15 protein-coding genes are annotated in these 19,671 nt (G+C 46.6%); 8 read left to right on the forward strand and 7 right to left on the reverse strand.

Going from position 1 to position 19,671, the window contains the following annotated elements; all coding sequences use genetic code 11:
- The first annotated feature begins 18 nt into the window (after positions 1-18).
- The 6 genes from RQM65_RS02255 (at position 19) to RQM65_RS02280 (ending at position 5,943) form a co-directional block, all read left to right on the forward strand.
- Positions 19-1,899: a sensor histidine kinase gene (locus RQM65_RS02255; protein WP_314012429.1), complete on the forward strand. Its 1,881-nt coding sequence runs from the start codon at positions 19-21 to the stop codon at positions 1,897-1,899.
- Between the two features lie 43 nt (positions 1,900-1,942).
- On the forward strand, positions 1,943-2,986 hold the full coding sequence (locus RQM65_RS02260) for a response regulator (protein WP_314012430.1): 1,044 nt from the start codon (positions 1,943-1,945) through the stop codon (positions 2,984-2,986).
- A 176-nt stretch (positions 2,987-3,162) separates the two neighbouring features.
- Complete coding sequence (locus RQM65_RS02265; protein WP_314012432.1) at positions 3,163-4,005, forward strand: universal stress protein; 843 nt, start codon at positions 3,163-3,165, stop codon at positions 4,003-4,005.
- A 172-nt stretch (positions 4,006-4,177) separates the two neighbouring features.
- Positions 4,178-5,200: an AI-2E family transporter gene (locus RQM65_RS02270; RefSeq protein ID WP_314012433.1), complete on the forward strand. Its 1,023-nt coding sequence runs from the start codon at positions 4,178-4,180 to the stop codon at positions 5,198-5,200.
- Positions 5,201-5,487: 287 nt separating this feature from the next.
- Positions 5,488-5,715, forward strand: a complete 228-nt coding sequence (locus RQM65_RS02275; RefSeq protein ID WP_314012434.1) for a hypothetical protein — start codon at positions 5,488-5,490, stop codon at positions 5,713-5,715.
- Positions 5,716-5,757: 42 nt separating this feature from the next.
- Positions 5,758-5,943: a hypothetical protein gene (locus tag RQM65_RS02280; protein ID WP_314012435.1), complete on the forward strand. Its 186-nt coding sequence runs from the start codon at positions 5,758-5,760 to the stop codon at positions 5,941-5,943.
- 52 nt (positions 5,944-5,995) lie between these two features.
- On the opposite strand, the gene RQM65_RS02285 is transcribed toward RQM65_RS02280, so the two are convergent.
- Entirely contained in the window at positions 5,996-6,439 is a 444-nt protein-coding gene (locus tag RQM65_RS02285; protein ID WP_314012436.1) for a BLUF domain-containing protein, read from the reverse strand.
- A gap of 360 nt (positions 6,440-6,799) precedes the next feature.
- Between RQM65_RS02285 and RQM65_RS02290 the strand changes: the two genes are divergently transcribed.
- Both RQM65_RS02290 and RQM65_RS02295 read left to right on the forward strand, forming a co-directional pair.
- The gene (locus tag RQM65_RS02290; protein WP_314012438.1) at positions 6,800-9,163 is read left to right on the forward strand and encodes a glycosyltransferase; all 2,364 of its coding nucleotides are present in this window, start codon (positions 6,800-6,802) and stop codon (positions 9,161-9,163) included.
- Positions 9,163-10,173, forward strand: a complete 1,011-nt coding sequence (locus tag RQM65_RS02295; protein WP_314016767.1) for a glycosyltransferase family 4 protein — start codon at positions 9,163-9,165, stop codon at positions 10,171-10,173. Before RQM65_RS02290 ends, RQM65_RS02295 begins: the two co-directional genes overlap by 1 nt.
- A gap of 482 nt (positions 10,174-10,655) precedes the next feature.
- Here the strand turns inward: RQM65_RS02295 and RQM65_RS02300 are convergent, their stop codons facing one another.
- From RQM65_RS02300 to RQM65_RS02325, 6 genes are all read right to left on the reverse strand, one after another.
- Positions 10,656-12,113, reverse strand: coding sequence for a glycoside hydrolase family 130 protein (locus RQM65_RS02300; RefSeq protein WP_314012439.1), 1,458 nt, complete (start codon positions 12,111-12,113; stop codon positions 10,656-10,658).
- A gap of 115 nt (positions 12,114-12,228) precedes the next feature.
- Entirely contained in the window at positions 12,229-14,424 is a 2,196-nt protein-coding gene (locus tag RQM65_RS02305) for an FUSC family protein (RefSeq protein WP_314012441.1), read from the reverse strand.
- Between the two features lie 259 nt (positions 14,425-14,683).
- Positions 14,684-16,273 carry an FMN-binding glutamate synthase family protein gene (locus RQM65_RS02310; protein ID WP_314012442.1) on the reverse strand — a complete coding sequence of 530 codons (1,590 nt, stop codon included), beginning with the start codon at positions 16,271-16,273 and terminating at the stop codon, positions 14,684-14,686.
- A gap of 183 nt (positions 16,274-16,456) precedes the next feature.
- Complete coding sequence (locus RQM65_RS02315) at positions 16,457-17,161, reverse strand: TVP38/TMEM64 family protein (RefSeq protein ID WP_314012443.1); 705 nt, start codon at positions 17,159-17,161, stop codon at positions 16,457-16,459.
- A gap of 5 nt (positions 17,162-17,166) precedes the next feature.
- Positions 17,167-18,027 (reverse strand): hypothetical protein, encoded by an 861-nt coding sequence (locus RQM65_RS02320; protein ID WP_314012444.1) that lies wholly within the window; start codon positions 18,025-18,027, stop codon positions 17,167-17,169.
- Between the two features lie 366 nt (positions 18,028-18,393).
- Positions 18,394-19,668: a sensor histidine kinase gene (locus tag RQM65_RS02325; protein ID WP_314012445.1), complete on the reverse strand. Its 1,275-nt coding sequence runs from the start codon at positions 19,666-19,668 to the stop codon at positions 18,394-18,396.
- Between the last annotated feature and the right edge of the window lie 3 nt (positions 19,669-19,671).

Consider the following 19,671-nt stretch of genomic DNA (forward strand, 5'->3'; position numbering starts at 1 on the left):
AAAAGGTATTTTTATTCCATGCGGGTCTTCGAGAAAAACAGCAATATTTTCCGGCTACTGTCCGAAGCAGTTTCCGAGGGGATAATCGTGGTCAACGATAAACAGGACATAGTGGCTTCCAATAAAAGAGCCAATGAATTGTTCGGCTACGAAGACGAAGAGCTTGTTGGCCATTCCTTGACTATTCTGATTCCCCGCTCCCTCCGAAAGGTCCATAACAACCATATGTCCTCTTTCTTCGAGCAGCACGAAAAGCGCCGTATGGCCGCAGGCCGAACGCTTTCCGGCCTGCGCAAAAATGGCGAAAAATTCCCCTTGGAAGTCGGCCTGAATCCCTTTTCTTTATACGGAAACACCTATGTACTGGCCTTGGTCATAGATATCACCGAGCGTAAAAAAAACGAGGAGGAACAACTATTGAAAACTGCGGCCTTGGAAGCCGCCCTGAACGGTATTGTTATTACCGATGCGCTACAGCCTGACAATCCTATCATCTATTGTAATCCCGCCTTCGAGGAAATGACCGGATATTCCAAAGGGGAAATCATAAACAAAAACTGCCGGTTTTTACAGGCCGACGATAATGACCAAGAGGGAGTGCTAAAATTACGCAATGCGGTAAATGCGGGCCGAGGGTGCCACGTTCAGCTGCGTAATTATAAAAAGGACGGTACCTTGTTCTGGAACGAGGTATCCATAAATCCCATAACAGGTCGAGATGGACAGACCTCCCATTTCATTGGGATTCAGAACGACATTACGCAGCGGAAGGCCGCGGAACAGGAAATAGTCCACCTAGCCACGATCTTCGACGAATCGTTCAACGAGATTTACGTCTTTGATGCCAATTCGTTGCTTTTTGTCAACGCCAATCAGGGTGCACGAACGCGTACCGGGTACACCTTGGCCGAGTTCAGGGAAATGACCCCCGTGCAGATGAAGCCGGAATTCACCGAAGCTAAATTTAGAGCCCTAATTGCTCCCTTACGCCAAGGTACCAAGAAAAAAGTCGACTTCGAGACCGTACACCGTATGAAAAATGGGAAGACCTACCCGGTTGAAGTACACCTCCAAAGCTCGACCATCGGCGACCAACAATTTGTCGTCGCTATTATCCTCGATATCTCCGACCGAAAAAACTATACGAAAAAATTGGAGAAAACCGTTAGGCAGCGTACCAGGCAATTGCAAAAGGCCCTGAAAAAAGAAAAGGAGCTAAACGAGTTGAAGACTAAATTTCTCTCTTTGGTCTCTCATGAGTTCAAAACGCCCCTTAGCGGTATATTGACATCGGCGGTCCTGGTGGAGAAATATACTCTGGAAGACCAACAACCAAAAAGGGAAAAACATTTGAAAACCATTGCCAGCGGGGTACATTATCTGACCAATATACTCAACGATTTTCTCTCAATGGAACGGCTGGAGAAAGGAAAGGAAATGTATTCCTACTCCTCGTTTTCCCTAAGCGGACTTGTCAATCACGTTATTTACAACGCCAACATGCTGCTAAAAAATGGACAACATATCAACTACCCGGACAATATCGATGACGTCGAAATCCATCAAGATGAACGAATTGTAGGCTTGACCCTGACCAATCTGTTAAGCAACGCCATAAAATATTCCAAAGAGCATACTGAAATCGACCTCAAAGTGGAACTTTTTGAAGAGAAAATTATCTTTCACGTTAAAGATAGGGGCATCGGCATTCCCGAAAAAGAGCAGCAATACACTTTTGACAGGTATTTTAGGGCCGAGAACGTATTGACCACCCAAGGCACGGGAATCGGACTCAACATTGTGAAAGGTCATGTGGAGAATCTAGATGGAAAAATATGGTTCGAAAGCCAAGAGCATGTGGGAAGTACCTTTTCGGTAGAATTCCCCTTAGGAGTTTAGTTCTTGGGCACGGCGCTCACGGGTCTTAACTAAATTGTGAATTATGGAGAAAACAATACTTTTGATAGAAGACGATACCGTTCTCCGTGAGAATACGGCTGAGTTACTGGAACTTTCAGATTATGCCGTACTTACCGCTTCCAACGGAATGACCGGGGTACAGCTGGCGAAAGAAAGTCTGCCAGACGCCATTGTGTGCGACATTATGATGCCGGAGTTGGACGGTTTCGGGGTATTGGAAGCCTTATCTAAGGATAACCGTACCAAAACAATACCCTTTATTTTCCTGACCGCCAAGACCGAACGCCAAGACATGCGTCGGGGAATGGAAATGGGTGCCGACGACTATCTGACCAAACCTTTTGAAGAGGACGAACTGATAGGAGCCATCGAAAGTCGATTGGCCAAGGTAGCCATTTTGAACGAAGGTTCAGGCGAGACGCCTACCGGCCAAATGTCAGTGAAAACGATACACGACCTCAAAAATTTTATTGACGATAACGGACAGGTACAGCAGTTTAAGCCGGACGAAATCGTTTACCGCGAGGATGCTTACTCCAGCACCGTCTATCTGGTGACCCGCGGCATCGTCAAGTGCCATAAATTAAATCGGAATGGCAAGGAATTGATTACAGGTATCTACAGACAAGACGATTTTTTCGGACTAGGTTCGTTCGTACCCAACACAAAACACGGGGAAACAGCTACCGCAATGGAAGATACCGAAGTGGTGGGGATTCCGTCGCTGACCTTGAAAGACCTGCTGAGACAAAATCATGACCTGACCATGGAACTGATGCAATTTCTCTCGGAGAACCTCACCGAGACCAAAGATCAGTTATTGGAAATGGCATACGGATCAGTACGGAAAAAAACGGCGAGCACCCTGCTGAAATTCGCTGAAAAGCTGCCAAAAGATGCTAAAGGAAATTTTCATATTCTTCGCAGTGACTTGGCTAGCGTTGCAGGTATGGCCACCGAAACACTGATACGTACCCTTTCCAGCTTTAAGAAAGATAACCTTATCGATATCGAGGACCGCAATATCCGCATTTTGAACTTCAAGGAACTGAGCCGCGTGGAGTAGTGGCGCAGACATGACCAATATCATTTCACACCTGCGGGCACTGCCTTACTTTTACGTTCGTAAACCAAAACAAAAGCGAAAACGCCATGAAATGCGCCATAAATCATCATCATGCTCATCGAGATGATTATTGGCGAATTACATCTGACATTAAAAAAAACTAAAAAAACAAACAGATGAAACATATTTTACTTCCTACCGATTTTTCTGAAAATGCATGGAATGCCCTTAAGTACGGGCTCGAGATGTTCAAGAAGACCGAATGTACTTTTTATCTCATGCACGTCAATCCCATTCCGACCTATTCAGGAGCCGGAACTTCGTTAAGCGCATCTGACGATAATTTTAGGACCCAGATTCTGAAAAACAGTAATGAAGACCTTCAAGAGCTACAGGATCGTATCAAGACAGAACTTCCTAAAAATCAGGCTCATCGATTTGTGCCATTGGCCTTCTACGATTACTTCGCCGATGCCGTAAAACGAGAGGCCAAAGCTAAAAATGTCGATATGATCATAATGGGCACCAAAGGCGCATCGGGTCTTAAAAAGGTAACCGTAGGAAGCAATACCGGCGATGTCATCACCAAAGTGGCATATCCGCTATTGGCCGTTCCCGAAAATGCGCAATATACCGATGTTGCGGAAATTGCATTCCCCACGGATTTTCAGATAAGCTACGACCTGAAGGTGTTGGACACACTGATTGAGATCGCCACGATGAACGATGCCGATATCCGTATATTGAACATAACGAAAGAAGGGCGAGAACTGACAGAGGAGCAACAGAAGAACAAGGACTTTTTAGATGATTATTTTGTCGATATCGACCATAGCTTCCACTCCTTGACGGGCCTAAAACTTGAAACCGCGGTTCAGGCCTTTACTGAAAGCCGTGATATCGATATGATTGCCATGGTGGCCAAAAACCTTAATTTCTTTCAACGGATTTTATTCCGGCCCGATGTGGAGAAAATCAGTTACTATACCCAAGTACCATTTTTGGTGTTGCACGAATAACTTAAATCAATAGAACATTTCAAGAAAATGAGGTCTAGGCGATCTGGAGTTAAAAAAAAATGCTTCCAGGTCAATTGTCTATCAGTACGGTATTTAGATTTGTGGTTTCCCGGTAAGGTGCTAGCATATAATTTTATACAGGATTTCTAGTAACTTTTAAGCGCAACCCTCTATGAATTCCATTCCTCCCAAAGTAGTAAGACAGGTCTTGTTGGCTTTTCTTATTCTGCTTCTTGGAGGTCTCATTTTTTACCAAATGCTGCCTTATCTTGCCGGGGTGTTGGGCGCGGTGACGCTATACGTCATCCTGCGAAGGCCTATGCTTTTTTTGATCGACAAAGGGTGGTGGCCCTCGCTAGCTGCCGTATTTTTAATGATATTGTCGTTTATCTGTATTCTATTGCCCGTGGCAGGCACCGTGCTAATGCTCGGCAATCAGGTCGGCAGGGTGGTTCGAAATTTCAAGGAATTTATCACGGCAATCAACGATCAGATCGATAATTTGGAGGCATTGATCGGTTACGAATTTTCTTCCCAAATCGATGCCACTGGAATCGCAGGGGGCCTTGCCAAAAGTTTAGAGGGCTTCGCAGGGGGTACCTTTAATACTGTGATTGCCATTGCGATTATGTATTTCTTGCTTTTCTACATGCTCACCAACCGTCGGAAATTACGGGATTCGTTGCGGGAATTTATTCCGACCAGTGTTGATAATCAACAGGTTATTGGCGATGAGATAACAGCAATGGTCAGATCAAATGCCCTCGGTATTCCGATGGTGGCCTTCGGGCAGGGATTGGTAGCCTTGATCGGCTTTTTGATATTTGGCACCGACAATCCATTTTTATGGGCAGGAGTGGTGGTAATCGGGTCCATGATTCCCTTTGTGGGCGGTTTGTTGGGCATCGTTCCCGTTTTTATCATCATGCTTTCGCAAGGCGAAACTTTTCAAGCATGGGGGGTCTTACTGTACGGAGTAATCGTCGTTGGGGCGACCGATAACCTCATCCGACTTTACATCCTTAGAAAACTCGACGATGTACATCCGCTGATTACCTTGATCGGGGTCATCGTAGGTATTCCACTTTTCGGGTTCATTGGACTTATTTTCGGGCCACTTCTTATCAGCCTCTTTCCTATCGTGGTGCGCATCTATAAAAAGGAGTTTGGCTTGACCGATGATGACGACAATTAACACCGGTGTCTGCTCTTACTTTAATTTTAAATGCTTATCAGTTTCGAAACCTGTACCGACGTAGGGTCTATAAGACTTAATATAAAGGACTGAAAAGTCTAAAAAACGGCCTCTTCGGTGAGAAAATAAACAGTCTTACGTACCAAGGCCTAACGTCTTATGCTTTTTCGACATCGAAGTCGATATGCGGACGGCTCTCAATCTTATAACGTCAATTTTCGGTGGAATCCAGTTAATCAATATTGGTTCTTGTACCTACTTTAGATATGCACTTAAAACATTGGTACATGAATTTCTCAAAAAGATTTTTTTTCATAGGGCTATCGGCAATAATGGCCATATCCGTAGCGCGTTGTCGCGAGACCAACGAAGACGCTAAAAAACCGGCGGAAATGGAAGATAAGGAAGGTGTTAAGGAGCAAGGGAACGAGCTTATGGAAAAAGAAAAGGAGCGAACCACCTCTCCCTACCCTATGGACAATACAGATAGCATCCCCAAGGATAGTGCCAATTAAACATCTTCCCTATACTTCGTTGAACTTTAAAATTATTTAGAAATGGAAAAACAAGAATCCGAATCCGAATGGAAAGCCGATGATAGCGCGCCTATATCTTCAAAAGGAAGAAAAGGGGCGGACTTCATCAATCAGACGACAACCACCAACCAGAATCGATTCCCTTGGATCACCATTGCCGTTGTTGTCATATTACTGATTATCGTCAGCTTCTTTTTGCTACAATAAAACAAGGAGACTATTTATCTGAGGCAATTCTGTAAATGCTTAGTTTGATTCATCACTTATCATAAAAGCCGGGCGGCTCCGCTAAAAGGGCTTTGACCTTGACCCAAAACATAATACCGCTTACCTTCGAGGGTCTCGAAAAACCGGCCAACAGATTGATGTTATTCCTGAATTGTTTTAGCTCATTGGTATTTATCTTGCCCTCGTCGATTGGAAAATAGGCCATTCCCCATTCGGGAAACGTCCTCTCCGAGGTACTGTTTTCCGCTATTAACTGTATTTCTTTATGCCGCCTGTCCTCACAAATTCTTTGATAGGTCTCCTGTACCGCCGCTTTACTTCCTTCAATAATCTGGATGAACCGTCGATTGTAGTAAATTAAACAACCCGTGACACCATTGATTTTATTATGCCGTCGGGCACTCTCCAATATTTCTATAATATCTTTTTGGGTGACCTTTTTTCTGGCTTCCGATTGATATGTCAACTCATACATAGGGTTTGCAAGTATTGGTAATGGACGGCAAATTAAGGGAAAGCCCTAAGACCGGGTCGGAATTTATTAACATATTTGACACAACGTATAACACTATTGCCACTTATCGCCGGTGCCGGTCCCCAGTTTAGTTTTCGGGTTACTTTTTTAGCCGATAAAAGGCGTTGCACCCTACCGATCCAGTTAAATTTACACCCATATAATCATACCGACTTTTCTTACCAAAAGCGTGATTTCGCTTACCGATACATCAGATTGAGGACCAAATTATGTCCTATCTAAAAATAGGTCGATCTAAAATAGTTGTATCGATCATAACGAGATGAACGCCTATTCCTAATGAATTAAAAAGACACAACTATGAACGATGGTATGATCACAGAAAGCAATTCATCAACCGGCAAAAGAAAACAAGAAAATATCCGCCATGTCAGAAAGGCGGACTACCTCCCAAAATTAAATGTTCAAAAGCAGATTGACCGATTACTGAACGAAAAAGGTGACCGGGACGAAATTCTAATGCTTTCTTCCTTCCCGCCGCGGGAATGCGGTATCGCCACCTATTCATTAGACCTACAGAAAGCGCTTTCAAAGGCTTTCGGCGATACCTTCAAGTTAAACATCTATCCTTTAGAGTCGGGCCATTCCACGTTCCATTATGAGCATCCCGTTCAAGGTATCTTGAATACCGATTACGCCCTCGATTTTTTACAGGCGGCCTACTATATCAATGCCAGAACAGAAATAAAATTGGTTATGGTGCAACATGAGTTCGGGCTGTTCCATGCCAACGAAGCCTCTTTTTTAGAGTTTTTGGAATATTTGGACAAGCCGGTACTGGCCACGTTCCACACTGTATTGCCAGAACCCTCCGAAGAATTAAGGAACAAGGTGAACCAGATGGCTGCGTCGGTCGAGGGTATTGTAGTAATGACCCGGAACTCAGCGGATATTTTGGAACGGGATTACGGCATTGACAGCGATAAGATTACGGTCATATCGCATGGTACCCATTTGGTGGAATACGGGAGCAGACGAAAGCTCAAACGCAAGTATAATCTAGAGGGAAAAACCGTGCTCTCTACCTTCGGATTGTTGGGTCCGGGAAAAAGTATCGAGACCACGCTCGATGCCCTACCGAGAATCTTAGACGAGCATCCCGACGTCGTCTTCTGCATTATAGGAAAGACACACCCCTCCTTGGTCAAACAGCACGGGGAAGGCTATCGTGATTTCCTTGAACAAAAGGTAGAAACCCTCCAAATTCAAGACCACGTACGCTTTATAGATGAGTTCGTTCCCTTAGACAGGCTTTTGGAATACCTTCAGCTGACCGATATTTATCTGTTCACCTCAAAAGATCCCAATCAGGCCGTCAGCGGCACCTTCGCCTATGCCCTCAGCTGTGGATGTCCCGTGATTTCAACCCCCATTCCCCACACCCTAGAGGTACTACAGGATAACGGGGCCGGGGCCATCTTCGATTTTGAGGATTCCTGGCAATTGGCTTTGCACGTTAACGATTTATTGAACCACCCTGAAACCCTTGATGAAATGCGTCTCAACGGGTTACATCACGCCGTTTCGTCGTCTTGGGAAAATGCGGCCATCGGCCATGCCGAACTCTTTAGCAAGACCCTGGGCGGCGAGCTGCCCCTTAAGTATAAAAAGCCCGAACTGAGCGTAAAGCACATCAAAAAAATGACAGATCACATGGGCATCATACAATTCTCCAAAATCAATGCCCCCGATATTGAGAGTGGTTACACCCTCGACGATAACGCACGGGCCCTTATCGCTATCTGCCAGCATTACAAGTTGACCCGAGATTTCTCGGACTTGAAATATATCAAGATTTATTTCGACTTCGTTTTCTGCTGTTTCCGCCACGACAGTACCTTTTTGAACTATGTGGATAAGGAGTACCGGTTTACCGACCAAAACTACTCGGTCAACCTCGACGACGCCTGTGGAAGGGCGATATGGAGCTTAGGATACTTACTTTCCATGGTCCGATCCCTGCCCGATAAGTACAGGGCAATGGAAGAGAAGGCCAAGTTCGTTTTGGAAGAATCGATTACGGCCATGGACAAGTCCCGATCCCCACGGGCACTGGCTTTTATGATCAAGGGTCTTTATTATTACAATCACTACGAGGAAAGGGATTGCGTCAACGAGAAGGTCAGGCTGTATGCCGACCGTCTGGTATCGCTCTACAATAAGGAGGCCGATGATACCTGGCTATGGTTCGAAAGTTATTTGACCTACGGAAATGCCGTGCTGCCCGAAGCTGTTTTAATGGCCTACGCCATGACTTTGAACCCGGAATACCGCAAAGTGGCCCGAGCATCATTTGACTTTCTTTTGTCCAGAATAATGCTGGATGACAGCATCAGGGTCATATCCAACAAAAATTGGCACAAAAAAGGAGAGCCTATACAATCGGAATTTTTAGGAGGTGAACAACCGATCGACGTGGCCTACACCATTTTAGCCCTACAGTGCTTCGATACCTTCTTCCCCAACGCCGAATACGATACCAAGATGGAACATGCCTTTGCTTGGTTCTTAGGGAAAAACCCCTTGCACCAATCGGTTTACAACCCCTGTACGGGAGGGTGCCACGACGGCCTCGAACTTGAAAACATAAACCTGAACCAAGGTGCCGAATCGACGGTCAGCTATCTTTTGGCCCGAATGGCGTTCGAGAATGATAAGCTGTGATGCGGATCGCCATGTTATCGCCCATTGCCTGGCGGACACCTCCACGGCAGTACGGCCCGTGGGAGCTGGTCGCATCGAACCTGACCGAGGGCCTGGTTGCCCACGGCCACGAGGTGACTCTTTTTGCGACGGGCGATTCGCTCACCTCGGGTCGCTTGGACGCGGTCTGTCCCTCCCCCTACGCCGAGAATCCAAATGTCGATGCCAAAGTCTGGGAAAGCCTGCACATCGCCAACCTTATGGAAAAGGCAAATCAATTCGATATCATCCATAATCATTTCGATTTTTTACCGCTAACCTATTCAAAGCTGATATCAATTCCCATGATAACGACGATACACGGTTTTTCGTCGGAGAAAATCCTTCCCGTCTATAAAAAGTATAATGAAACGAACGCCTACATATCCATTTCGGATGCCGATAGACATTCCGATCTAAAATACCTTCGGACCATCTATCACGGCATAGACGGCAAAAAATTTACGCTGCGGGAGCAAAAAGACGATTACTTGCTGTTCTATGGCAGGATACACCCGGACAAGGGCACCCGGGAAGCGCTCGACATTGCGGCAAATTCTGACGCTAAGCTTATTATTGCGGGCCTAATCCAAGACCGGGGCTACTACGACGAACATGTCCGCCCCCGTATCGATGGGGACAAAGTCGTTTATTTGGGCAATGTGGACCAAAGGAAGGGCAATCAACTTTTGGGGGACGCCAAAGCCCTGCTACATCCCATTCTATTCGATGAGCCTTTCGGGTTGAGCGTGGCCGAAGCCATGATGTGCGGAACGCCAGTCATCGCCTTCGATCGAGGAAGTATGCCCGAACTGATCGAGCATGGCAAAAGCGGTTTTTTGGTGAGGGACGTGCGGGCCGCCAGCGAGGCCGTAATCATGGCAAGTACCTTAGACCCGCGCTACATCAGGCACTACGCTCGGGAAAAATTCGATATCGGCAGGATGGTGTCAGAGTATATCAAAGTTTACGAAGAGGTTCTCCATTTTTAGTATTGAGTACTGAGTATTATGTGGTGTAACTCGTGGCGGTTAGGGCGTATCGCGATGTTTGTCTGGCGATCCCCGTTTTTTTTATTCAGGTTCTACCCTGAATTTTGTGGATAATTCCAGGATTCCGCCGGCAATCGCAAGATACCCATGTCTCTTTTATTTTCTTTTTTCCTTCTCCCTTTCGTCTTTTGGTCAAATCAAATAGCAGCTGTATTCACAGAAATAATGGTAGAACCTTTGTCCATTCGATAATGTAAGGTCAGAAGCGGAGTCCATAAAAATTTAGATAATGGTCAGCTCTCAATACATTTTCTTCGTCTTCGTAAACTCTTATCTATTCGTGCATCGATATTTAAAAATCTTGTGGGCGATTTATCTTGTATTGCCAAAAAGTCCGTTCAAATTGTTGCCACACCCTCAATATTAAGTACGCAGTACTTAACAATCAACACGTTATACTTAATACTAAATACTCAATACTACTAACCCCGCAACGCCTGCATCAAGTCCTCCATCTCGACCGTAGCATACGACGATGAATAGTCGGAAACCGCATAGGGCAGCACCAAACACCCATTATTGATCATTGAGCCGCACGAGTAAACCACGTTAGGCACATAACCTTCTCGTTCTACTTCCAGGGGGGACAGCAAAGGCTCCGTCAACCTTCCGATTTCCCGGGTGGGATCATCGAGGTCGAATAGCGACGCACCGATGCAGTAACGCCGCATAGGGCCCACCCCGTGGGTAATGATCAGCCAGCCCTCTTCCGTCCACAATGGGGCGCCGCAGTTGCCGATTTGGGTGAACTCCCAAGGGTATTTTGGTTCCTGGATTTTGATAGGGTCGTTCCACAACGTATTTCTATCGGAGAACATAATATAATTATTAACCCCATCGACCCGGGCCAAAACCGCGTATTTCCCTTTTATTTTTTTGGGAAACAACGCGAAATTCTTGTTCTGGGCCGCATTACCGTGCATGGGCATGATCCGAAAAGTTGTAAAATCCTCCGTCGATAGCAACTTCGGCAGAATGGTACGCCCATCATAGGCCGTGTAGGTAGCATATATCTTCTCGGAACCGTCGTCATCGGTAAAACGGACGAACCTGGCGTCTTCGATACCTTTGCTCTCCGATGGGGATATCGGGAATATTACCCGTTCCGAAATATCGGAATCAAGACTGAACTCCACATCGTAATACGAATCGACCAGCCATGTCATTTCTTCAAGGGCAAGCCTGTTCTCGTCGCTGATTCCGTTGGCCAAGACATTACCGACGGCGGACTTTAACTGATGGTATTCAAAATGATCGGGCAGATCGTCCATGATCGTCGACGAATACCGCGGCGATATTTTCATCTCCTTCATCTTTTGAACGAACCGGCCCTTATCGTATGATTTTTTTTGTCCGATTCTCGGTAAATCGATGTAGTTCCTCACCTTGTTCGAATGGAAATCGTTGTTGGCATCAAGAATACCACGGCGAAACACAATGGAAGAAAGGTGGCCCTCCCCGGTCGCACGAAAGGATAGGATTACCCTTTTTTCGCCCTTGGCCAGAAAGGACTGATCAAAATCCTCAATAATCGAGGGATTGAACATCGCCGCAGATTCGATGGAATATTCCATAGTCGCGTACGACCCGATCAGCAGTTTTTCCTCCTTCGAAAACTGGTCCGGATCCATTTCCAAATGCTCAATCAAGCTTTTGTAGTTCTCAAAGTGACGGAGAAAAATTTGGGAAATATTCCGGTGCCGTCCCGCGAACTCCCGCAAAGTACGCTCAAGCTCGTTATTTACCGTAGCCTCGTCAAGGTCCAGTACCCGACGGATCAACTGCGAGGTACGCTTGTCGCCGTTGCTGAAGAAGCGGGCAACAACCCGACTGGAATCTGGAAAAAACTGAGTATTTCTTCTTTGAATGGGTACGTACATTATCTATCTGGTGTCGTTGATTTTTAGTCTTTGGTTCGGTGCAGTACTACGGGGCAGCAGTGCTACTGGGCAAATGTACTACTATTTCATTTTTGTAACGAAAGAGAGCTACAAGTTATTGTCTTGTCAACTCCTCCGCCAAGCGCATCATCTTCTCGCTCATCGAAAACAACCAATGCATCTGCTCTGCAATCAAATGGGCCTCTTGGTGGTTGCGTTCGGTGGCATAAACGGCTGCGGAATATCCCGAAACCAATCCCTTCTCGGGAATTTCATTCAATCCGGTCGAAGTTCGATTTCCCAATATCTGAAGCACCTGGGCCAGATTGGCGTCGATTTTTCCTGCGCTTTCCCGAAAGGTTTGCGAGGCTTCCGTGGTATTGTGATTTTGGATGTAGGTGCTCAGGGAAGACAGTGACGCTAAAAAGGTGTGGTTCAGCACGACCAGCTCGTAGATTTTATCGAGGTTCTTCTGTTTTGAGCGGGGCTCCTGGGCCATACGCTGAAAAGCCGAACTCAGGTTCGAGGTCTCAAGGAACGCTTCCTTGCGGGAGATCTTAAATTCCGTAGAGGCCTCCCCCTTCCGTTGGTAAAACTTTGAGATGCAGTTGAAGAAAGCCTTATTGGCCTTGACACTGCTCTTAATATCTTCCCCAATTTCCAAAAAGCTCCAGGCGGGCCATAAAAAAAGTAGCGCTACGTAAGACAGTGCGGCCCCTATCAGCGTGTCCAGCACCCTGAACTGGATCACGGTCAACACATCGGGACGCATGATGGCGTAGATAAAGATAATGCCCAAGGTAATGAACGTCGCCGCCGCCTTATAGTTGCGCTGTACCATTGAAAAAGCGATGACCATCGAAAGAATGCCCAAACCTCCGTATAAATAAGGGTCATGAATCAAAAATACCAATCCCGAAGCGATGGCCCCGCCGATCAGCGTACCGATAATCCGGTCTTTGGTCCGGGATTTGGTAAGGCCGTAGCTAGGTCGCATGATGACGATGATGGTCAAGAGAATCCAATATGGGTTCTGAAAATCAAAAAACACCCCTATGCCGTATCCGATCATTACGGTGACCGCCAACCGCAGCGCATGCTTGAAAATATTGGACTCGAAACTCAGGTTTCGCAGCAGCAATTTGGGATGATACTCTTGGGAAGTGACAAAGCGTCTTAGATCATCTTCCTTGATGATGTCTTCCTTCCGCAGAACTGAATTTCCTAACAACCACTTTATCCGTTTTAATTTTTCAAATTGTTTTTCTTGGTATTCATACAGGTTTTGTAAAATGAGATGGTCTTCAACATCATTCGGCTTGACATCTTCAGTGAAGGTCACGATCTGGCGGCCTACGCTTTCAAAACGTTTCGCAAGCTTTTTATGGGATGGATATTTACGGGTATTTTGACCTGCTTCCCCGATGATGCGCAGCTGCCGTGCAATTTCGAAAATCAGGTCTTGAAAACCTTTGACGTATCCGGGATGCTTTTCTAGCAGAGCGTCCATTTTATCGTAGTGAACCGGGTTCGCCATGGCCGTTTCAAGGATTTCTACCAATTGTACGAAAACCAATAACCGCTTCCCGGTATAATACGACCGGCCGGAACGCTGCCTTGATTGGAGGAAAATCTCCCGAAGGGTAGCATGATTTTCGGTCAGGTCGCTCTGTAGTCGCAAGAGTCGGGACTGTAGTGCCTCACGATCGCCTTCGGGACCGACCAGTTCGCCCCGGGTCTGTAAAAACTCTGAAGTGAGCCGAAAAGTTTCCGACAATATCTCCTCGGTCGGTGCCTTCGGGTCGAGCCGGTACCAAAGCGTTGACAGCAACAAATACCAAAGCCCCCCTACCCCGATCAAAAGGGCATACTGATATATTTCAAGCGTTTCTACCGTATGGGCAAAGCTCAGTACCAAGGCCAATAGACCGGAAAAACTGATTAACGAAGCCCGAAAACCATAGACGGCGATAAAGGAAATGGCAAAAACCAGTACCCCCAGTACGGGAATCAGAAATAACGTCTGAAAATGCAGGTATCCCCCGATAAAAGTGACTACCGTGGCCAACAGGGCGGATAACAAGATGCCATATTTCTTGTGTCGATAACTGCCACTGGTATCACTGGGAGAACTCCAAAATGCTCCGAAACAAAGGGCCAACCCAATTTCAAAATACCCTGACCAAATACCGAGAACTACCGGTATGGTTGCAGAAACACCGATCAGCACTGCTTTTGAAAAGCTTGTGCTTTTTAAGAACAGTAACAGCTCTTTCCTTTTTTCAGGAAGCATGTCGGCCTTTCGATTCAAAATGATGCTTTATACAGTTAGTGCCCATCCGACAAATTACCCATCCCCGAATAAGACATTAAGCAGTAGAACCTAGGTTTCGAGCCGGCTATACCTAAAGATCATCGGAAACTACACTGGGATGACAATCCGCCCAGCAACCATGGCTTAGGGCCTACCTTTCAACATCCCATCTACCACCCGCAGTTGATACTCACTCTGGCCCCTATTTAAGATATTTTAAATATGGGAAATGCGACTGCACGCGGCCGGCTCTTCCCTATTTCATGATCCGGGTCAGCTGGTAATAGCGTTTGTAATGTTCGGGGATAGTATCGATCTCCAACAAGGACCCTTCCTCCATATACGGATAGATCTCGTCATAGGTCTGCACATTGTACATGCCCACCCGTTTGCTAATATGCCCCCTTGTCAGTTCGCTTGGGTTATCGAGGCCCGCTGCAGCAACCAATTCCAGAAGACTGTGGATGGTGGCTTCGTGATATTTCTTGATTCGCGGGGCCTTCTCATCGACCACCAGCCCCCTGACCAGCGACCTGTTCTGGGTAGCGACCCCGGTCGGGCAAGTGTTCAGATTACATTGAAGGGCCTGGATGCATCCTACCGCCAACATCATGGCCCTCGCGCTGTTACAGCCATCGGCCCCCAGGGCGATGGCACGGGCAATATGGAAGCCAGAAATGATTTTGCCCGCCACGATGACCTTGACCTGGTCGCGTAGGCCGAAGCCCACCAAGCTATCGTGCACGAAAATGAGTCCTTCGCGCAAGGGCATGCCCATGGTATTCGAGAATTCCACGGGAGAGGCCCCCGTACCCCCTTCCCCACCATCCACGGTAATAAAATCGGGGGTAATGCCGGTGTGGATCATCGCTTCACAAAAATCCATGAATTCCTGTTTTCTGCCGATACAAAGCTTGAAGCCGATTGGTTTTCCATCCGAAAGGTCGCGCAGTTTTTTAATGAAATGCATAAACTGGATCGGATCGGCAAAAGCGGAATGGGATGGGGGCGAGTGCACCGCTATACCCGGTTTGATATGTCGTACCTTGGCAATTTCCTCGGTGTTTTTGATTGCGGGCAGAATACCGCCATGGCCCGGCTTGGCACCCTGCGACAATTTGATTTCGATCATCTTTACCTCGGGCCGGATAGCATTCTCGCGAAAGGTCTTTTCGTTGAAAGTGCCATCATCGTTGCGACACCCAAAGTAGCCCGTACCGATTTGCCAAATCAGGTCCCCCCCATTTCGAAGGTGGTATCCACTGATGCCCCCCTCGCCGGTATTGTGCGCAAAGTTACCCATTTTGGCACCCTTGTTCATCGCTAAAATGGCGTGGTCGCTCAACGAGCCAAAACTCATTGCGGAAATGTTCAGCAAGCTCGAGGAGTAAGGCTGTTTGCAATCTTTTCCCCCGATCAACAATCGAGGGAACTCCCCGATCTCCTTAGGGTTATTTTTGGCATACATGGAGTGTTCCATCCACTCATAGCCGGAATGGTACAGATCCATCTGCGTACCGAAGGGCTCGGTATCGGTGGCGCCCTTCGCCCTACGATAGACCAAGGATCTAAGAATACGGTTCAACGGTCTGCCCTCTGTATCGGTTTCGACGAAATATTGTTGTATCTCGGGCCGGATGGATTCCAGCATATATCTGAACCGACCGACCAGAGGAAAATTACGCCGAATGGTATGCTTCTTTTGAAAGATATCGATAAAGCCAAGCATAATCAAGGGACCCACTATAAAAAATAGCCATAAAATAGGCGCCCAAACCAAGGCTATGGCCACAATGATAATGACCGAACCGATTGAGGTGAGAATGAAAAGTTCACGGACTTTCATGAGGTTTGTTTTTGGATGCGACAAAGGTAATAATAGGTTCTATATTTTACCAACATCCCAAAAATTTAATGGAATTCCGAGAATCTTTTATCGAAGTCGGATTTTTTACTAAGGTTTGGATAAGAACACCCTCTAAAACCTTACTTTTCTTTGAATTTGTTGCGAAACTTGAGATGGCAAGCCTTATTTCTTGCCCCTTTTATCCCACCAAATGTAGATGACAAAAATTAAAAGACTGATCAAAGACCCCCAAAGCAGACCTGTTTTTAGCCTATCGATATTTTTTCCCAATATCGCGATAAACACGGTAAGTGGCGCAATCCCCACCAAGGTAGCTCCCATGAACTTCCAATAGCCCATACGCAACAGGCCGCCCACAAAACTAATGGCATCATTGGAAAGAAAGGGATTGAGTCGGGTAACTATTACGGCCCAAAAACCGTAATCATCAATAAAATCTTCCACTTTTTGTTCCGTTTTTTCACCCAGGATGCGGGTGACGAAGGTTTCCCCCAAATAGCGTCCGATAACATAACCTACCGACGAAGCCGCGAAGACTGCTGCGAAAATGATAAGGCTTCCCCAGACCGGCCCGTAAGCCAGTACGGATACAACCATTAACAAAATCGTAGGAATCACCAACAGAAACATTTGTACGATCATCGTCAGAATCAAAAGAAGGGGACCGAACCCTCCGAAACCACTAACCCATGATGTTATGCGTTGCTTATCATCACTGGTCAAGACCGACCAGGCCTCATCGAAAAAATCGCCCACTTGCGGAATAAAAAAATAGGCGGCAACAAGGCCACCTACCAGGCCAAGGGAAAGGTACAGTGGCAACCGGCTCTTATCTGGCGAATCCTGCTTTTTTGAATTGTCTCCCACTCCCATTAGTTTTCGGTCAACTTCATTTCACTGATGCTCGCGTTGTTGCCATTTTTGCCTTCGCTCGAGATAAAGAGCCTGCCGTCGGGACTAAAGGTGATGCCTTCGGGCTGGGGAAAGAGACGGTTGTCCAAGACGTGGGCACTCTTCAAGCTTCCATCCGAATTCATTATGAGCAGTTTTGGCTTGGTGCCTTCGATTAAATACATAAGTCCGTTAACGGGATTGATTGCCATATCAGAAGGACGAAAAGTCTTGTGAAGCTTATTTTGCCGAAATCGTTTTAGAACCTTATCCGTCATCTCGATCTTAAATACAAATCCAGACTGCATTTTTTTTGTATTCAACGAAAAGGCATAGATTCCCTTGTAATTTTCCGAGTTTTGATCGTAAGCCTTGGGTGCTAACAGCAAGCGATTGCCGTCGGGGTCAAATTCCAAGGTTTCCACGTCTTGTTCGGCCGTGAAAAAGGTCTCGTAGGTTTTGACCGTCCTGCCTGAACTCCTAAACTCGGCCACCTCGTAGAGTAGTCCGTCGCTACGCAGAACATACGCATCCGTATTGGCAACGGCAATACCCTCGTAATCCCCCGATCCGGCAAATTCTATTATTTCCTCAACACCTTTGTCCTTTAGGTTATAGATAAAAATCAGGCCATTTTCATCTTGAACGGCGGCCACCCTATCCTCATCCAACCAGTCAATCCCGGATATTTCACGTAGCTGGGTAGGAAGTTCCCACCGCTGGGAGACGGTATAGTGAATGTCACCACGTTTTCTCTGCGGCGCCTTCTCCGTGAAAGCGATTGCGATTATCAAAATGCCGAGGGCTAGGCCCAGCAGTGTCCATAGCTTTGTTCTGTTCATAATCAGAATTAGGTTTTAAGGAAAACCGAAAGTGAAAAATAGTCATTTTTGCTCTAATCGTCAAAGCTCAGACAGCGCTCAAAACGCCCCAAGAGCAACCATCAACGACGCAACGACGTATCGATACATAAAGCGGCGAACCGTTAAACTAGCCTTGAACCTATAAAAACTGAAAATTTCGGCCCTGAAGACCATAAAAGGATACTGGCCGTTCAGTCGAAACCCAATACCGAGGGCTCCACATCGCCCGAAACAACGAAAACAAGTAGTAGAATATTGGCATCGGCTTGAAGCTCGACCTGCATCACAGCGCAAACCTATACCATGAATCTGTAAGGAATCTGGAACGGAAACAGTAATCGCGGTTTACGCTTTAGGAAACACCAGCTCGAAGACGTGCCGCCGATCGGAATATTTGTATTGCAATTGCACTCCGTAACGGTCTGCAATGGCCTTGGAGATGGAAAGACCAAGACCGGTAGACCGGTGGTCGGTCGAAGTTTTATGGAACCGGGTAAAAAGCAGTCCGCTGTCCAGTTCGCTTCCCACAGCATAATTACTGACTATGATCCGGTCGAATGCGATGACTACCTCCACCGGGCTGTCCCCCGTTCCGTGCACGATGGCGTTCTTGATCAGATTGGTCAGCAGCACAGAGGCCAAATCGGGGTTCATTCGAAACTGCAAGCCGGACATCGGTCGCAGGTTCAGTTCAATGTTGCGGTGCGCGGCAAAATCCGAGAAATCCGCAACGATCCGTTCCGCGAGGCCGTTCAAATCGATGGATTCTCGATCGATATGCTGGCGGTTATCTATCTTTGAGAGTAGCAGCAGGGAACGGTTCAAACGGGTCAAGCGTCCGAGGGTTTCAAGTACTTCCGCCATTTCCTGGGATTGTTCCTGGTTCAATTCCCCTTTTTCGAGCAATAGTTCAAGTTTGTTGATGCCTACGGCCAAAGGAGTCTGCAACTCGTGCGCGGCATTTTCTATAAACTGCTTTTGGGCCTTATAAGTCTGCCGCGATGTTTCCGTCAAACGTTCCACACTCTTGTTCAGCAGGGCGAATTCGACGATTGAGGTCGGTTCGGGGGTTATGGGGCCGTCCCTTTCAATTCGGAAATCCCTCAATTTTTCGATAAGGGCGTAAAAAGGGCTCCACACTCTTTTCAGCACCAGATTGTTAAGCACAACTATACTGATGACCAGCAGCAGGTATAAACCGATAAGATAGTAGATAAGATTTTCGATCTGGTCGTCTTCCTCGACCATTGAGGTCATCAATTTGATTTTATAGTAGGCCCCGTCTTGCTCGAAAACGCTCTCCAGAATCCTTACGGGTTCGTAATCGTTTTCGTTCTGCATATAAACCAACGTATCAAGGTACCTGTCCTTAAATTGGCCATGACTTTTAGAGCTTGTTTTTTGAATGGTAAAACTCCCTATCCCAAAATTTTTCGTCTCTAAAAGGGAGGAATCCTTTCTTGCCTCCTGGATGATCAGCATCTTTTGATTTTCCAGACCGTCATCCAAACTGTCGTAAACCTCATCGAGCATCGCGAAATAAAAAATGATGGCCCATACGGAAATCAAGAGCACCGACAACAGGGCGAAATAGGTCGTGGTGTAGTTTAGAAGTTTCATGGT

Source organism: Pricia mediterranea (assembly GCF_032248455.1).
Classification (GTDB): Bacteria; Bacteroidota; Bacteroidia; order Flavobacteriales; family Flavobacteriaceae; genus Pricia; species Pricia mediterranea.

Excerpts from the sequence above, each read along its gene's own strand:
- RQM65_RS02255 (WP_314012429.1), top strand. The coding sequence starts at position 19 with ATGCGGGTCTTCGAGAAAAACAGCAATATTTTCCGGCTACTGTCCGAA.
- RQM65_RS02260 (WP_314012430.1), top strand. The coding sequence starts at position 1,943 with ATGGAGAAAACAATACTTTTGATAGAAGACGATACCGTTCTCCGTGAG.
- RQM65_RS02265 (WP_314012432.1), top strand. The coding sequence starts at position 3,163 with ATGAAACATATTTTACTTCCTACCGATTTTTCTGAAAATGCATGGAAT.
- RQM65_RS02270 (WP_314012433.1), top strand. The coding sequence starts at position 4,178 with ATGAATTCCATTCCTCCCAAAGTAGTAAGACAGGTCTTGTTGGCTTTT.
- RQM65_RS02275 (WP_314012434.1), top strand. The coding sequence starts at position 5,488 with ATGAATTTCTCAAAAAGATTTTTTTTCATAGGGCTATCGGCAATAATG.
- RQM65_RS02280 (WP_314012435.1), top strand. The coding sequence starts at position 5,758 with ATGGAAAAACAAGAATCCGAATCCGAATGGAAAGCCGATGATAGCGCG.
- RQM65_RS02285 (WP_314012436.1), bottom strand. The coding sequence starts at position 6,439 with ATGTATGAGTTGACATATCAATCGGAAGCCAGAAAAAAGGTCACCCAA.
- RQM65_RS02290 (WP_314012438.1), top strand. The coding sequence starts at position 6,800 with ATGAACGATGGTATGATCACAGAAAGCAATTCATCAACCGGCAAAAGA.
- RQM65_RS02295 (WP_314016767.1), top strand. The coding sequence starts at position 9,163 with ATGCGGATCGCCATGTTATCGCCCATTGCCTGGCGGACACCTCCACGG.
- RQM65_RS02300 (WP_314012439.1), bottom strand. The coding sequence starts at position 12,113 with ATGTACGTACCCATTCAAAGAAGAAATACTCAGTTTTTTCCAGATTCC.
- RQM65_RS02310 (WP_314012442.1), bottom strand. The coding sequence starts at position 16,273 with ATGAAAGTCCGTGAACTTTTCATTCTCACCTCAATCGGTTCGGTCATT.
- RQM65_RS02320 (WP_314012444.1), bottom strand. The coding sequence starts at position 18,027 with ATGAACAGAACAAAGCTATGGACACTGCTGGGCCTAGCCCTCGGCATT.
- RQM65_RS02325 (WP_314012445.1), bottom strand. The coding sequence starts at position 19,668 with ATGAAACTTCTAAACTACACCACGACCTATTTCGCCCTGTTGTCGGTG.